The 15,041-nt window shown below is 70.6% G+C and carries 12 protein-coding genes; 8 read left to right on the top strand and 4 right to left on the bottom strand.

Going from position 1 to position 15,041, the window contains the following annotated elements; translation table 11 throughout:
* Nucleotides 1-87: 87 nt before the first annotated feature.
* From OG361_RS17530 to OG361_RS17505, 6 genes are all read left to right on the top strand, one after another.
* Nucleotides 88-882, top strand: coding sequence for a redox-sensing transcriptional repressor Rex (locus tag OG361_RS17530; RefSeq protein WP_405854624.1), 795 nt, complete (start codon nt 88-90; stop codon nt 880-882).
* Entirely contained in the window at nt 879-2,243 is a 1,365-nt protein-coding gene (locus OG361_RS17525; RefSeq protein WP_405854622.1) for a glutamyl-tRNA reductase, read from the top strand. The genes OG361_RS17530 and OG361_RS17525 overlap by 4 nt, the downstream gene beginning before the upstream one ends.
* Nucleotides 2,240-3,226 (top strand): hydroxymethylbilane synthase, encoded by a 987-nt coding sequence (gene hemC, locus OG361_RS17520; RefSeq protein WP_405854620.1) that lies wholly within the window; start codon nt 2,240-2,242, stop codon nt 3,224-3,226. Before OG361_RS17525 ends, hemC begins: the two co-directional genes overlap by 4 nt.
* Nucleotides 3,223-4,893, top strand: a complete 1,671-nt coding sequence (locus OG361_RS17515) for a uroporphyrinogen-III synthase (protein WP_384567253.1) — start codon at nt 3,223-3,225, stop codon at nt 4,891-4,893. Before hemC ends, OG361_RS17515 begins: the two co-directional genes overlap by 4 nt.
* Before the next feature lie 264 nt (nt 4,894-5,157).
* A complete protein-coding gene (gene hemB / locus OG361_RS17510; protein ID WP_405854618.1) occupies nt 5,158-6,159 on the top strand; it encodes a porphobilinogen synthase in 1,002 nt (333 codons plus the stop codon).
* An 86-nt stretch (nt 6,160-6,245) separates the two neighbouring features.
* Nucleotides 6,246-6,515 (top strand): DUF1876 domain-containing protein, encoded by a 270-nt coding sequence (locus OG361_RS17505; RefSeq protein ID WP_405862305.1) that lies wholly within the window; start codon nt 6,246-6,248, stop codon nt 6,513-6,515.
* A gap of 61 nt (nt 6,516-6,576) precedes the next feature.
* Here OG361_RS17505 and argS read toward each other — a convergent pair whose 3' ends face one another.
* Nucleotides 6,577-8,352, bottom strand: a complete 1,776-nt coding sequence (gene argS, locus OG361_RS17500) for an arginine--tRNA ligase (RefSeq protein ID WP_405854616.1) — start codon at nt 8,350-8,352, stop codon at nt 6,577-6,579.
* Between the two features lie 173 nt (nt 8,353-8,525).
* Between argS and lysS the strand changes: the two genes are divergently transcribed.
* The gene (gene lysS / locus OG361_RS17495) at nt 8,526-10,250 is read left to right on the top strand and encodes a lysine--tRNA ligase (protein WP_405854614.1); all 1,725 of its coding nucleotides are present in this window, start codon (nt 8,526-8,528) and stop codon (nt 10,248-10,250) included.
* Between the two features lie 151 nt (nt 10,251-10,401).
* On the opposite strand, the gene OG361_RS17490 is transcribed toward lysS, so the two are convergent.
* The 3 genes from OG361_RS17490 to OG361_RS17480 all read right to left on the bottom strand — a co-directional run bounded on the left by OG361_RS17490 (nt 10,402) and on the right by OG361_RS17480 (nt 13,653).
* Nucleotides 10,402-11,748 (bottom strand): DUF2637 domain-containing protein, encoded by a 1,347-nt coding sequence (locus OG361_RS17490; RefSeq protein WP_405854612.1) that lies wholly within the window; start codon nt 11,746-11,748, stop codon nt 10,402-10,404.
* A gap of 120 nt (nt 11,749-11,868) precedes the next feature.
* Complete coding sequence (locus tag OG361_RS17485) at nt 11,869-12,606, bottom strand: DUF3558 family protein (protein WP_405854610.1); 738 nt, start codon at nt 12,604-12,606, stop codon at nt 11,869-11,871.
* A gap of 90 nt (nt 12,607-12,696) precedes the next feature.
* Nucleotides 12,697-13,653, bottom strand: coding sequence for a DUF3558 domain-containing protein (locus OG361_RS17480; RefSeq protein WP_405854608.1), 957 nt, complete (start codon nt 13,651-13,653; stop codon nt 12,697-12,699).
* A 174-nt stretch (nt 13,654-13,827) separates the two neighbouring features.
* Here OG361_RS17480 and OG361_RS17475 point away from each other — a divergent pair, with 174 nt between their 5' ends.
* Nucleotides 13,828-15,021 carry an RtcB family protein gene (locus OG361_RS17475; RefSeq protein ID WP_405854606.1) on the top strand — a complete coding sequence of 398 codons (1,194 nt, stop codon included), beginning with the start codon at nt 13,828-13,830 and terminating at the stop codon, nt 15,019-15,021.
* Nucleotides 15,022-15,041 lie beyond the last annotated feature (20 nt).

Below are 15,041 nucleotides of genomic sequence, written 5' to 3'. Positions count from 1 at the left end.
CGCGTTCACAAAGACATAGCCTGCATTCGACGGGGCGGTCTTGGGACATACGGCCGCCTGCAGCCCCGCTCATCCCGCAGGAGCACCGTGGCAACTGGCCGAACTCACCGACCGGCGACCCGTAGCCGAGGAATTCCCGAGGCCACCGTCGCCCGGCTTCCGCTGTATCTGCGCGCACTCACCGCGCTGTCCGAGCGCTCCGTACCCACGGTCTCCTCCGAGGAGCTCGCGGCCGCCGCGGGCGTCAACTCCGCGAAGCTGCGCAAGGACTTCAGCTACCTCGGCTCGTACGGCACCCGTGGTGTCGGTTACGACGTCGAGTACCTCGTCTACCAGATCTCCCGTGAGCTGGGGCTCACCCAGGACTGGCCGGTCGTCATCGTCGGCATCGGTAACCTCGGTGCCGCGCTCGCCGGCTACGGCGGCTTCGCCTCCCGCGGCTTCCGCGTCGCCGCGCTGATCGACGCCGACCCCGCCATGACCGGCAAGCCGGTCGCGGGGATCCCCGTCCAGCACAGCGACGACCTCGAGAAGATCATCGACGAGGACGGCGTCTCCATCGGCGTCATCGCGACCCCGGCCGGCGTCGCCCAGCAGGTCTGCGACCGGCTCGTGGCCGCCGGAGTCACCTCCATCCTGAACTTCGCCCCGACCGTGCTCTCCGTGCCCGACGGCGTGGACGTGCGCAAGGTCGACCTCTCCATCGAGCTCCAGATCCTCGCCTTCCACGAGCAGCGGAAGGCCGGCGAGGAGGCGGGCGCGGAGAGCGGCAACGAGACGGGCCCGGAGGCCGGTGCGCCCGCCGCGCCGCCCGCCGCCCGCACCGCGGGCAGCACCCGTAAGGGACCCGACGGGGACGTCCCCGCCGTGATGCCGGCATGAGCCTTCTCGTCGTCGGGCTGAGCCACCGCAGCGCCCCGGTCTCCATCCTGGAGCGGGCCTCGCTGTCCGGGGACACCCAGGCCAAGCTGCTGCAGGACACCCTCGCCGCCGAACCGGCCGCCGAGGGCACCGTCCTGGCCACCTGCAACCGCATCGAGCTCTACGCCGACGTGGACAAGTTCCACGCCGGGGTCGCCGAGCTGTCCACGCTGCTCGCGCAGCACAGCGGCGTCGGCCTGGACGAGCTCACTCCCTATCTCTACGTGCACTACGAGGACCGGGCCGTCCACCACCTCTTCTCGGTGGCCTGCGGGCTCGACTCCATGGTCGTCGGCGAGGGCCAGATCCTCGGCCAGATCAAGGACGCCCTCGCGCTCGGCCAGGAACTGCACACCGCCGGACGTCTCCTCAACGACCTGTTCCAGCAGGCCCTGAGGGTCGGCAAGCGCGCCCACAGCGAGACCGGGATCGACCGGGCCGGACAGTCGCTCGTCACCTTCGGGCTCGAGCAGCTCGCCGAGGGCACGGGCGACGCGGACGTCGACACCTGGGCCAAGGGCAAGCGCGCCCTCGTCATCGGGGCCGGCTCGATGTCCTCGCTCGCCGCGGCCACGCTCGCACGCTCCGGCGTCTCCGAGATCGTGATCGCCAACCGCACCCTGAACCGCGCCGAGCGGCTCGCCCAGATCCTGAGCGAGCCCGGCGGCACCGGGGTGACCGCACGCGCGGTCGAGATGGTTGCCGTCGGCGACGAACTGACACGTGCCGACGTCGTCGTCTCCTGCACCGGCGCCACCGGACTCGTCCTCACCGGCGAAGCCGTCGAGACCGCCGTACAGAGCCGCCGCGCCCCGCTCGCCCTGCTCGACCTCGCCATGCCCCGCGACATCGACGCCGCCGCGCACCGGATCCCCGGAGTCCGGCTCGTCGACATCGAATCGCTCGCCGAGGCCTCCGCAGACGCCCCCATGGCCGCCGACGTCGACCAGGTCCGGGGCATCGTCTCCGACGAGGTGGCCGCCTTCGGCGCCGCCCAGCGCGCCGCGCACATCACCCCGACCGTCGTCGCCCTGCGCACGATGGCCGCCGATGTCGTGGCCAGCGAGGTCGCCCGGCTCGAGGGCCGGCTGCCCGGCCTCGACGACAAGCAGCGCGCCGAGATCACGCAGACCGTGCGCCGCGTGGTCGACAAGCTCCTGCACGCGCCGACCGTGCGGGTCAAGCAGCTGGCCAGCGAGCCCGGCGGTGCCGGGTACGCGGACGCGCTGCGGACACTCTTCGACCTCGACCCGGAGACGGTGGCATCCGTCAGCCGGGCCGACCTGAATGACGCCGACGTCAAGAACCGAGGGCGAGTATGACCGAGAGGGCACTGAGGCTCGGGACCAGGCGCAGCAAGCTCGCCATGGCCCAGTCCGGGCACGTGGCCGACGCCGTCCGGCAGCTGACCGGCCGGCCCGTCGAGCTCGTGGAGATCACGACGTACGGGGACACCTCCCGGGAGCACCTCGCACAGATCGGCGGCACCGGCGTCTTCGTCGCCGCCCTGCGCGACGCGCTGCTCGCCGGTGAGGTGGACTTCGCCGTCCACTCCCTGAAGGACCTGCCGACCGCCCAGCACCCCGAACTGGTGCTGGCCGCGATCCCGAAGCGCGAAGACCCGCGCGACGTACTGATCGCACCGCAGGGCGTCACCCTGGACCGGCTGCCCCGGGGCGCCCGGGTCGGCACCGGTTCGCCGCGGCGCATGGCCCAGCTCCACGCGTACGCGCGCAGCCACGGCCTGGAGATCACCTGTGTCCCGATCCGGGGGAACATCGACACCCGGGTCGGCTACGTACACAGCGGAGAGCTGGACGCGGTGGTTCTCGCCGCTGCCGGTCTCAACCGCATCGGCGGGACCGCGGAGCTGACCGGCTCCCTGTCGCTCGACCACCTGTCGGTCGACTCGGTCCTGCCCGCCCCCGGCCAGGGGGCCCTGGCGATCGAGTGCCCGGCGTCCGACGCCGAGCTCGTCGCCACGCTCGCCGCTCTCGACGACCCGCTCACGCGGGCCGCCGTGACCGCCGAGCGATCCCTGCTCGCCGCCCTGGAGGCCGGCTGCTCCGCACCTGTGGGTGCGCTGGCCGACCTGCTGGCCGACGACCCCGGTCACGGGCAGGTTGTCACCGAAATGCGCCTGCGCGGCGTCGTCGGCACCACCGACGGCTCGACGCTGGTGCAGCTGTCCACCACCGGTCCCGTACCCACCTCGCACGACGAGGCGATGGCGCTCGGACGCGAACTCGCGGACGAGATGCTCGCCAAGGGTGCGGCTGGTCTTATGGGGGAGCGAGCACTTTGAACCCCACCCGCCCGACCACCAGCCCAGTTTCCTCGGCCTTCACCGGCCACGGACACGTCACGTTCCTCGGCGCAGGACCGGGAGACCCCGGACTGCTGACCCTCAGGGCCGTCGAGGCCCTCGCGGGCGCGGACGTCCTGATCGCCGAGCCGGAGGTGCTCGAGGTCGTACGCGACCATGCGCGCGCGGGGGTGAGCACGCCTGAGCTGACGGTTGTTGACGAGGCGTCAACAGCCGCCGGAGTCCCCGTGTTGAGGGATGCCGCCAATCTTGTCATGGAGGCCGCGAGGGGCGGCAGGCGGGTCGTCCGTGCGGTGACCGGCGACCCCGGTCTCGACGGCAACGCCGGAGCCGAGATGCTCGCGTGCGCCGCCGAGGGCATCCCCTTCGAGGTCGTCCCCGGTGTCGCCACCGCCGTCGGCGTGCCCGCGTACGCCGGCGTCCCGCTGCGCGACGCGCAGGGCACGGACGTCCGGTTCGTGGACGCCAGGACCGCCGACGAGCGGTGCTGGGCCGAGGTCGGAGCCTCCGACGGCACCGTCGTCGTCTCCACCTCCCTCGACTCGGTGGCGGCGGCCGCCGGTGAACTGGTGTCGGCGGGCCGTAAGCCGGACACCCCGCTCACCGTGACGATCGCCGGTACGACCACCCGCCAGCGGACCTGGACCGCGACCCTCGGCACCATCGCCCAGGTCTTCAAGCAGGGCAAGATCCTCCCCTCGCCCGAGGGCCACCGACCGGTGATAGCCGTGGTCGGCGAGCGCAGCGCCGCGGCCCAGCGGGACCAGCTGTCGTGGTTCGAGTCCAAGCCCCTCTTCGGGTGGCGGGTACTCGTGCCGCGTACCAAGGAGCAGGCCGCCTCGCTCTCCGACCAGCTGCGCAGCTACGGGGCCGTGCCGCACGAGGTCCCGACGATCGCCGTCGAGCCGCCGCGCACCCCGCAGCAGATGGAGCGAGCGGTCAAGGGCCTGGTCACCGGCCGCTACGAGTGGATCGCCTTCACGTCGGTCAACGCGGTGAAGGCGGTACGGGAGAAGTTCGAGGAGTACGGGCTCGACGCGCGCGCCTTCGCCGGGATCAAGGTCGCGGCCGTGGGCGAGCAGACGGCCGCCGCGCTCGTCGACTTCGGCGTGAAGCCGGACCTGGTGCCGAGCGGTGAGCAGTCGGCGGCGGGTCTTCTCGAGGACTGGCCGCCCTACGACCCGGTCTTCGACCCGATCGACCGCGTCTTCCTGCCGCGGGCCGACATCGCGACGGAGACGCTGGTCGCCGGGCTCATCGAGCTCGGGTGGGAGGTCGACGACGTGACCGCCTACCGGACCGTACGGGCGTCGCCGCCGCCGGCGGACACGCGGGAGGCGATCAAGGGCGGCGGCTTCGACGCGGTGCTCTTCACGTCGTCGTCGACCGTGCGGAACCTGGTCGGTATCGCGGGCAAGCCGCACAACGTGACCGTGATCGCCTGCATCGGGCCGGCCACGGCCAAGACGGCCGAGGAGCACGGGCTGCGGGTCGACGTGCTGTCGCCCGAGCCGTCGGTGCACAAGCTGGCGGAGGCGCTGGCGGACTTCGGGCTGCGACGCCGGGAAGCGGCGCTTGAGGCCGGCGATCCGGTGACGCGGCCGAGTGAGCGGCGGCCGGGCGCGCGGCGGCGTCGTACGACGTAGTCGGCATGGTCGGCTTAGTCGGCGTACGACGTAGTCGGGTTTTTTGGGGTGCGGGTCCCTTCGCGGGGTCCGCACCCCAGTGCGTTGCGGGCCCGTCGGGTGCGGGTGCGGGAGAAGGGCGCCGTGCTGGTGGGGTGTGCCCACCCTCCCCCGGAGGGGGGACCCCCAACCCTGCGGAACGGATGCCCACACCTGGGCGGCGGCAGTACCTATGCCCACAAGCGGTCGGTAAGTGCATCGATTCCGCGGGCGTAGCCTCGGAGGATGAACTCGTACGGATCCTTTCCCGGGGCGCGGCCGCGGCGGCTGCGGACGACGCCCGCCATGCGGCGGATGGTTGCCGAGACGCGGCTGCATCCGGCCGATCTGATCCTTCCCGCGTTCGTGCGCGAGGGGATCACCGAACCCGCGCCGATCAGCGCGATGCCCGGGGTCGTGCAGCACACGCGTGACACCCTGCGGAAGGCCGCCGTGGAGGCGCTGGAGGCCGGCGTCTCCGGGATCATGCTCTTCGGCGTGCCCGAGGACGCGAAGAAGGACGCCGCCGGCACCGCCGGCACGGACCCGGACGGCATCCTCCAGGTCGCCATCCGCGACGTGCGCGCCGAGGTCGGCGACGAGCTGGTGATCATGTCGGACCTGTGCCTCGACGAGTACACCGACCACGGGCACTGCGGAGTCCTCGACGCGGACGGCCGCGTCGACAACGACGCCACGCTGGAACGCTACGCCGAGATGGCGCAGGTCCAGGCCGACGCCGGCGTCCACGTCGTCGGCCCCTCCGGGATGATGGACGGCCAGGTCGGGGTCGTCCGGGACGCCCTGGACACCATCGGCAAGGAGGACGTGTCGATCCTCGCGTACACCGCGAAGTACTCCTCCGCCTTCTACGGCCCCTTCCGCGAGGCCGTCGGCTCCTCCCTCAAGGGCGACCGCAAGACCTACCAGCAGGATCCGGCGAACCTGCGGGAGTCGATGCGGGAGCTCGCCCTCGACCTGGAGGAAGGCGCGGACATGGTGATGGTGAAGCCCGCCGGGCCGTACCTCGACGTGCTCGCCAAGGTCGCCGAATCGGTGGACGTCCCCGTCGCCGCCTACCAGATCAGCGGCGAGTACGCGATGGTCGAGGCGGCCGCCGAGAAGGGCTGGATCGACCGCGACCGGGCGATCTTCGAGACCCTCACCGGCATCCGCCGGGCCGGCGCGCAGATGATCCTGACCTACTGGGCCACCGAGGTCGCGCAGAAGTTCGGCCGCGGGGACTGATTCCGGGCCCGGGCTGGTGGGCGGCGGCAGTCCGGCGCACTCTGGAGAGGTACCCGACAGGTACCTCGCTGGAGGTGGTCCTCATGATGCACACGCTTGTCGGATGGCACGTGGAGATGGAGTTCCAGGAGGAGGGCGACCGGACACGGGCGGCGGCCATGGTCCGGCTCACCGACGGCACCGAGTTCCGGGCCCACGGCACGGCCAACCGGCACCCCTCCGATCCTGACCAGCTGCGGGTGGGCGAGGAGATCGCGGGCGCCCGCGCGCTCATGGATCTCGCCTCGCAACTGCTCCAGAAGGCCCACACGGAGATCGACGAGCTCTCGGGCAGGACATCCCGCACCATTCGTTGACAGAAGGCCCCGGCACGGAACTCCGTGCCGGGGCCTTCGTCCTGCCTGTGCGGTGAGGGCGTCAGAGGCGCTCGGGCGTGCGGATGCCCAGGAGAGCCATGCCCTGGTGGAGCGTGCGGGCGGTCAGGTCGCAGAGGAAGAGGCGGTTCTCCGCGATCTCCTTCGGCGGCTCCGGCTTGATGACCGGGCACTGGTCGTAGAACGTCGTGTACAGCGAGGCGAGCTGGTACAGGTACGCGGTGAGCTTGTGCGGGGCGTACTCGGTAGCCGCCTCGGCCACCGTCTCGGCGAACCGGTCCAGGTGGAGGCCGAGCGCGCGCTCCGCCGGAGCCAGCTCCAGCTCCGGGTGGGCGACGGGGGTACGGTCGCCCGCCTTACCGAAGATCGACTTGATACGCGCGTACGCGTACTGGAGGTACACCGACGTGTCGCCGTTCAGCGACACCATCTGGTCCAGGTCGAACTTGTAGTCCCGAGCCGCGGACGTGGACAGGTCGGCGTACTTCACCGCGCCGATGCCGACGTACTGGCCGTTCTCGACGATCTCCGTCTCGGAAAGACCCACCTTCTCGGCCTTCTCACGGACGACCGCCGTCGCCCGGTCCACCGCCTCGTCCAGCAGGTCCACCAGCCGGACCGTCTCGCCCTCACGGGTCTTGAACGGCTTGCCGTCCTTGCCGAGGACCGTGCCGAACGCCAGCTGGACGGCCTTCACGTCGCCGTTCAGCCAGCCCGCCCGGCGGGCCGTCTCGAAGACCATCTTGAAGTGCAGCGACTGGCGGGCGTCGACCACGTACAGCAGGGTCGACGCCTTCAGGCTCCCCACCCGGTCACGGATCGCCGAGAGGTCCGTCGCCGCGTAGCCGAAGCCACCGTCGGACTTCTGGACGATCAGCGGGGTCGGGTTGCCGTCCGGACCCTTCACGTCGTCGAAGAAGACGCACAGCGCACCCTCGGAGCGGACGGCGACGCCCGACTCCTCGAGGATGCGGCAGGTCTCCACCAGCATGTCGTTGTAGCCCGACTCGCCGACGACGTCGGCGTCCCGGATGTCCATGTCGAGCTTGTCGAAGACCGAGTAGAAGTAGATCTTCGACTCGTCGACGAACCGCTGCCAGAGCGCGAGCGTCTCCTCGTCGCCGGCCTGGAGGTCCACCACACGGGCACGCGCCCGCGTCTTGAACTCCTCGTCGGAGTCGAAGAGCACCCGAGAGGCCTTGTAGAGCCGGTTCAGGTTCGACATGGCCTCCTCACCGGAGACCTCGGCGCCGCCCTCGGCCTTGTGGTCCAGCTCGTGCGGGTGCTCGATCAGGTACTGGATGAGCATGCCGAACTGGGTGCCCCAGTCGCCGATGTGGTGGCGACGGACCACCGTCTCGCCCGTGAACTCCAGGATCTCGACCATCGCGGCGCCGATCACGGCGGAGCGGAGGTGGCCGACGTGCATCTCCTTCGCCACGTTCGGCTGGGCGTAGTCGATCACCGTCGTACCGGCCGACTCGTTGAACGGCACGCCGAGGCGCGCGTCGGCGGCACGGGCCGCGAGGGTCTCGATGATCGCCGCGTCGGTCACGGTGATGTTCAGGAAACCGGGGCCCGAGACCTCGATCTCCTTCAGGACGTCGTTCGCCGGAATGGCGTCGACGACCTTCGTCGCCAGCTCACGCGGGTTGCCCTTGAGCTGCTTGGCCAGGGCCAGGATGCCGTTCGCCTGGAAGTCGGCCCGGTCGCTTCGTCGCAGCAGCGGGTCGGCGGACGCGGCGTCCGGCAGGGCTGCCGAGAGGCCGTCCGTGAGGCGCTGCTGCACGGTCGAAGCGAGGGAAGGGACCGAGGCCATGAGCTTCCGTTCCTGTTGAGTTCGTCAGGTCTAATTCGCTTGTCAAGTGTCCCATGGGAGCGCAACGTGATTTCCCCGCCTGTGGACAACCTCGGAGAGCACTGTTCCGTCTGGGAGAATGGTCCGCGTAGGGCTGTCAGGCAGCACCCCTCAGGAAGAAGGACGTACCGACCGTGGCGCAGAGCAGCACCGAGACCGACTGGGTCTCCCGTTTCGCGGACGAGGTCATCGCCGAGTCGGAGCGACGTGCGCCTGGCAAACCGGTCGTCGTCGCTTCCGGCCTCTCCCCGTCCGGCCCGATCCACCTGGGCAACCTCCGCGAGGTCATGACCCCGCACCTGGTCGCCGACGAGATCCGCCGCCGCGGGTACGAGGTCAGGCACCTCATCTCCTGGGACGACTACGACCGCTACCGCAAGGTGCCGAACGGCATCGAGGGCATCGACGCGTCCTGGGCCGAGCACATCGGCAAGCCGCTGACCTCCGTCCCGGCCCCGGCCGGCTCGCCCCACCCCAACTGGGCCGAGCACTTCAAGGCCGCCATGGTCGAGTCGCTGGCCGAGCTGGGCGTCGAGTACGACCCGATCAGCCAGACCGAGCAGTACACCACCGGCACCTACCGCGAGCAGATCCTGCACGCGATGAAGCACCGCGGCGACATCGACGCCATCCTCGACCAGTACCGGACGAAGAAGGCCGCGAAGAAGCAGTCCCAGAAGCCCGTCGACGAGGCCGAGCTGGAGGCCGAGGAGGGCTCCGGCGCCGCGGCCGAGGACGACGGCTCCGGCGGCGAGTCCGGCTACTTCCCGTACAAGCCCTACTGCGGGCAGTGCGAGAAGGACCTCACGACCGTCACGTCGTACGACGACGAGACGACCGAGCTGGCCTACACCTGCACGAACTGCGGCTTCGCCGAGACCGTGAAGCTCAGCGAGTTCAACCGCGGCAAGCTGGTGTGGAAGGTCGACTGGCCGATGCGCTGGGCGTACGAGGGCGTCATCTTCGAGCCCTCCGGCGTCGACCACTCCTCGCCCGGCTCGTCCTTCGTCGTGGGCGGCCAGATCGTCCGCGAGGTCTTCGACGGCGTACAGCCCATCGGCCCCATGTACGCCTTCGTCGGCATCAGCGGCATGGCCAAGATGTCCTCCTCGCGCGGCGGCGTGCCGACCGCGGCCGACGCGCTGAAGATCATGGAGGCCCCGCTGCTGCGCTGGCTGTACGCGCGCCGCAAGCCGAACCAGTCCTTCAAGATCGCCTTCGACCAGGAGATCCAGCGGCTCTACGACGAGTGGGACAAGCTGGAGGCCAAGGTCGCCGACGGCTCCGTGCTGCCCGCCGACGCCGCGGCCCACTCCCGCGCGGCACGCACCGCCGCCGGCGAGCTGGCCCGGACGCCCCGCCCGCTGCCCTACCGGACGCTGGCCTCCGTCATGGACATCACCGCCGGCCACGACGAGCAGACCCTGCGGATCCTGACCGAGCTCGACCCGGAGAACCCGGTCACCTCCCTCGACGAGGTCCGGCCGCGACTCGACCGCGCCGAGAACTGGATCACCAACCAGGTCCCGGCCGACCAGCGCACCATCGTCCGCGAGGAGCCCGACGCCGAGCTCCTCGGCTCCCTGGACGACGAGGGCCGCGAGTCGCTGCGGCTCCTCCTGGAGGGCCTGGACAGCCACTGGTCGCTCGACGGGCTCACCACGCTCGTCTACGGCGTCCCCAAGGTCATGGCCGGACTCGACCCGGAGGCCAAGCCGACGCCCGAGCTGAAGCTCGCCCAGCGCGCCTTCTTCGCCCTGCTCTACAAGCTCCTCGTGAGCCGCGAGACCGGGCCGCGACTGCCCACGCTGCTCCTCGCGGTGGGGGCGGACCGGGTCCGCAAGCTGCTCGGCGCGTGAGTCCGTGACGTGACCGTGTGACCGTGTGACCACGTGAAAGGGCCGCCGCCCGGAATTCGGGAGGCGGCCCTTTCACGTAGTTCCGTTTCGCGTGGCCTTGCGTCGCACGGTCCGGTGTCGCACGGTCCGGTTTCGCGTGGTCCCGTGCGCGTCAGGCGCCGTTGTACTCGGACATCTCCTGCTGGATCTGCTGCTGGATCCCGGGGATCACCTGCTGCAGCAGCGCGGGGTTGCGGAGCTCCTGGACGCCGTAGTGCGCGGCCACCATGGCCTCGAGCTCCGGGTCCTCCGGGAAGCGCTCGTTCTCCACGGCGTACGCCCAGGTCAGCTTGAAGACGACCTCGCGGAATTCGTCGACCGCCGGCTCCGGCCGCTCCGGCTCCTCCACGTACTCCGGGTACGGCTCGAACGCCTCGGCGCCCTGCTCGTGCCGCGGATCCGGGATCGGGGCGTCCTCCGGGCCGAGCGGCACGGCGACCGGGGTGGGCGCCAGACCGTCGACGTACTGCGGGTCGTACGCCGTCTCGTGGGCCTCGGACGGGAGCTGCGGCGCCTGGAACCAGGGGCTGTCGTGGTTCGGGGCCTCCGCCTCGCCCGGCTGGCCCGGCTGGCTCGGCTGGCCCTGCGCGCCCGGCGTGCCCGGCTGCCCCTGGGGCTGCTGAGACTGCGGGGGCAGCTGGGGCTGATCCGGGTGGGGGAGCTGCGGGTGCTGAGGTGCCTGGGCCACCTGCTGAAGCTGGGGCTGCTGGGGCTGCTGGGGCTGCTGGGGATGGAGGAGCTGCTGGTGCTGCTGCGGCGGGAGGACCGCCGGCTCGATGCCGGCCGCCGCGAGACCCGCCGCCGCCGTCTCCGCCAGAGGCACCCCGTACCGGGCCAGCCGCAGCGGCATCAGCGCCTCCACCGGGGCCTTGCGCCGCCAGCTGCGGCCGTACCGGGCCTGGAGCCGGGCCTGGTAGATCAGACGCTCCTGCTCCAACTTGATGACCTGCTCGTACGAGCGGAGCTCCCAGAGCTTCATCCGGCGCCACAGCCGGAACGTCGGCACCGGGGAGAGCAGCCAGCGGGTCAGCCGGACGCCCTCCATGTGCTTGTCGGCGGTGATGTCCGCGATCCGGCCCACCGCGTGGCGGGCGGCTTCCACGGCCACGACGAACAGGACCGGGATCACCGCGTGCATACCGACACCCAGCGGGTCCGGCCAGGCCGCGGCGCCGTTGAACGCGATCGTCGCCGCCGTCAGGACCCAGGCGGTCTGACGCAGCAGCGGGAACGGGATCCGCAGCCAGGTCAACAGCAGGTCGAGGGCGAGCAGGACGCAGATGCCCGCGTCGATGCCGATGGGGAAGAAGTAGGAGAAGGTACCGAAGCCCTTGAGCACGGCGAGTTCGCGCACGGCGGAGTACGAACCCGCGAAACCGATCCCCGCGATGATCAGCGCACCGGCGATGACGAGGCCGATGAGTATTCGGTGTGTGCGTGTCAGCTCCATCGCGGCCACCCGCGATCCCCTCCCGTCAAACGACATCTCGCGCGCACAGAGTGGCACACGTGCACGAAGCCCGGCCCTCGGGGGAGGGACGGGCTCCGCGCGGATGTGTCCGTCTGCGCAGGTTTGTGACTACTTGTTGGCGGCCGCGACGGCCGCGACAGCCTCCTTGGCCGCCTTCACCGCGCCGTCCATGACGGTCTTCTCGGTCGGGGCCGCGGCGCCCGCGTAACCGGCCCCGTTGTACGAGAGCAGGACCAGCACGTTGCCCGTCCGCGCGACGACGGAGGCGTAGACGAAGTCCTCGTCCGTCTTGCGCACCTGGTACGCGACGGACTTCGCCTCCTCGCCGATGCCCGTCGCCGTGGTGGTGCGGAGCTTCTTCGCGCCCGGCGTCGCCTGGATCTTCGCGAGCTCCTTCGTGAGGTTCTCCTGCGCGCGCTCCTGGCCGCTGCCGAGCGAGACGTCCGAGTCGTACCGGTAGAACGACACGTCGAGCCAGCGGTACTGCGAGCCCTTGACGCCCTTGTCGTCGAGACCGTTCCACGAGCAGCCACCGCGGCTCGCCAGGTCACTGGAGGCGGCCGGCGTGCCCTTCTTGTTCTTCGCCTTCGGCACGAGCGACGCCGTCGTCTTGGCGGAGATCGCCTTGCACACCTCGGGCAGCTTCGCGAACTTCGCCGGCTCCACCGTCGGCGTCGGCTTCGGCGCAGGGGTGGCGGAGGCCGACGCGGAGGTCTTGTCCTGCGTCCCCTTCGCGCCGGAGTCGCCGCTGCCGCCGGAGTCCGAGGAGCAGCCGGCGACGACGAGCATCACCGGGACGGCTGCGCAGGCGAGTATGCGGGGGAGTCGCGAGGCTGATCGCTGCATGGTTCCTTCAGTCGCTTGTCGTACGGTCCGGCCACGGGTACGCCGACACGTTACGTGGTCGCCGTCCACTCACGGAGCGGAGGCGAACGGCTACTCCTCCAGGCGTTCGGCGAGCAGCCGGGCCAGGTTCCGGGCCTTTTCCTGCAGTTCCTTGCTGTCCGGGGCCTCCGCCGAACCGGTGGTCTGCTCCCGGTACGAGACGGTCACGATCACGTTGGATGTGCGGAACACCACGCTGACGGCACGCTGGTGACCCTTCGCGCCGACCGTGCTCAGGACGTCGGCGAGGTACGCGATGTCGCCGAGGCCGTCCAGGACGCGGGGTTCGAGACCGGTGGGGCTCGGGCCGGCGGAGGTGGGGCCCGTCGGGGTCGGACCCGTCGGGGTGGGGCCCGTACCGGTGGGGTGGGCCGTCGACGGGGCCGTCGCGGGCGGCGAGGTCTTGGCCGCCGCGGTGGTGCTCGTGGGATCGGGGGTGTCCGCACCGGGGCCCGACGCCGTGCCCGTCGCGGTCGCGGTCGCGGTGGGGGTGGGTGCGGTGGTCGTGGGCGGGGCCGTCGGCGGTACCGGGATGCCCGCCGCGAGCTGCTTGCGGACGTACACCTCCTGCGCCCGGTCGTCGTCACTGACGGCGGGGTCGTACGACACCACCCGCTCGATGTCGAGGGCGAGCCGGTGGGAGGTGTCGGGGGAGTCGGCCTTCCAGCTGCAGCCGACGCGCCGGTCCGTGTCGTACGTGACGGCCGCGATACCGCGGTACGCCTTGCCGCGCTCGGCGTCGGGCAGCGCGGCGGCGCCCGGGAGCAGGTCCTTGAGCGTGGCGTGCGGGACGGCGCCGCAGGGTTCGAAGAGGGTGCGATAGCGGCCGGGGGGTGCGACGGGGGTGACGGGGCCGGCCTTGGCGTCGACGGCGACGTCGCCTGCCGGTGTGCCCGCCGAGCATCCGGTGAGCCCGAGCCCGAGGCTCAGTCCCAGGACGCTGGTGAGGACTGCGGCGGTGCGTGCCGTGGACCCGGTGCGGCCGGGGGCGTACCTCTTTCGCTGCACGGTCCCAGGCTCCCTTCTCCCGAAGTCTTTCCCGAAAACTGTTTGCCGCGCGAACCCGGCCGGTGGACACAATGTCTATCGCACACGCAGCTGTTGATGCCGGTCCGCTGTCACCTGTACGGGCTTTGGCTCCGGTTTTTGCGTTATCAGACTTATCGGGGGAATTGAGGGAGTATGTCGTACGTAGAGGTACCGGGGGCGAATGTACCCATCCGGATGTGGACCGATCCTTCCACGGTGGACGACGGCGCCATGCAGCAACTGCGGAACACGGCGACGCTGCCCTGGATCAAGGGCCTGGCCGTGATGCCGGACGTGCACTTCGGCAAGGGTGCGACGGTCGGTTCGGTGATCGCGATGCACGGGGCGGTCTGTCCGGCGGCGGTCGGCGTGGACATCGGTTGCGGGATGTCCGCCGTCAAGACCTCGCTGACGGCGAACGACCTGCCGGGCGATCTGTCACGTCTGCGGTCGAAGATCGAGCAGGCGATCCCGGTCGGGCGCGGACTGCACCGCGAGGCGGTGGACCCGAAGCGGCTGTACCAGTTCCCGACGGCGGGGTGGGACGACTTCTGGTCGGGGTTCGACACGGTCGCCGATCCGGTGAAGTTCCGCCGGGGGCGGGCGGAGCAGCAGATGGGAACGCTCGGCGGAGGGAATCACTATGCAGAAGTGTGCATAGATATGCGAGGCGAGGTGTGGCTCGTCCTCCACTCCGGGTCGCGCAATATCGGCAAGGAGCTTGCCGAGTATCACATCGGCGAGGCGCAGAAGTTGGCGCACAACCAGGGCTTGGTGGACAGGGACCTCGCGGTGTTCGTCGCTGACACCCCGCAGATGGCTGCCTATCGGAACGACCTGCATTGGGCCCAGGAGTACGCCAAGTACAACCGGGCCGTCATGATGGCCCTCTTCCAGGAGGTACTCCGTCGGGAGTTCCGCAAGGCGAAGGTGACCTTCGAGCCGGTGATCTCCTGCCACCACAACTATGTGGCGGAGGAGCGGTACGAGGGTATGGACCTGCTGGTCACGCGGAAGGGTGCGATCCGGGCCGGATCTGGGGAGCTCGGGATCATCCCGGGATCCATGGGCACCAGCTCGTACATCGTGAAGGGTCTCGGCAACGCGAAGGCCTTCAACTCCGCCTCGCACGGCGCGGGGCGGAAGATGAGCCGGAGCGCGGCGAAGCGGCATTTCACGGTGCGTGATCTGGAGGAGCAGACCCGGGGTGTGGAGTGCCGCAAGGACTCCGGCATCGTGGATGAGATCCCGGGCGCATACAAGCCGATCGAGCAGGTGATTGATCAGCAGCGGGACCTGGTGGAGGTCGTCGCCAAGCTGAAGCAGGTCGTCTGCGTGAAGGGCTGAGGGTGAAGCCGGAAGGGGGT

Origin of the sequence: Streptomyces sp. NBC_00090 (assembly GCF_045160815.1) — a bacterium.
Lineage (GTDB): Bacteria > Actinomycetota > Actinomycetes > Streptomycetales > Streptomycetaceae > Streptomyces.
The sequence above is the reverse complement of the archived record's forward strand: the minus strand, read 5'-3'. Positions and strand labels throughout refer to the sequence as shown.

Coding starts and splice junctions, on each gene's coding strand:
- OG361_RS17525 (WP_405854622.1), top strand. CDS start 879: ATGAGCCTTCTCGTCGTCGGGCTGAGCCACCGCAGCGCCCCGGTCTCC.
- hemC (WP_405854620.1), top strand. CDS start 2,240: ATGACCGAGAGGGCACTGAGGCTCGGGACCAGGCGCAGCAAGCTCGCC.
- hemB (WP_405854618.1), top strand. CDS start 5,158: ATGAACTCGTACGGATCCTTTCCCGGGGCGCGGCCGCGGCGGCTGCGG.
- OG361_RS17505 (WP_405862305.1), top strand. CDS start 6,246: ATGCACACGCTTGTCGGATGGCACGTGGAGATGGAGTTCCAGGAGGAG.
- argS (WP_405854616.1), bottom strand. CDS start 8,352: ATGGCCTCGGTCCCTTCCCTCGCTTCGACCGTGCAGCAGCGCCTCACG.
- OG361_RS17485 (WP_405854610.1), bottom strand. CDS start 12,606: ATGCAGCGATCAGCCTCGCGACTCCCCCGCATACTCGCCTGCGCAGCC.
- OG361_RS17475 (WP_405854606.1), top strand. CDS start 13,828: ATGTCGTACGTAGAGGTACCGGGGGCGAATGTACCCATCCGGATGTGG.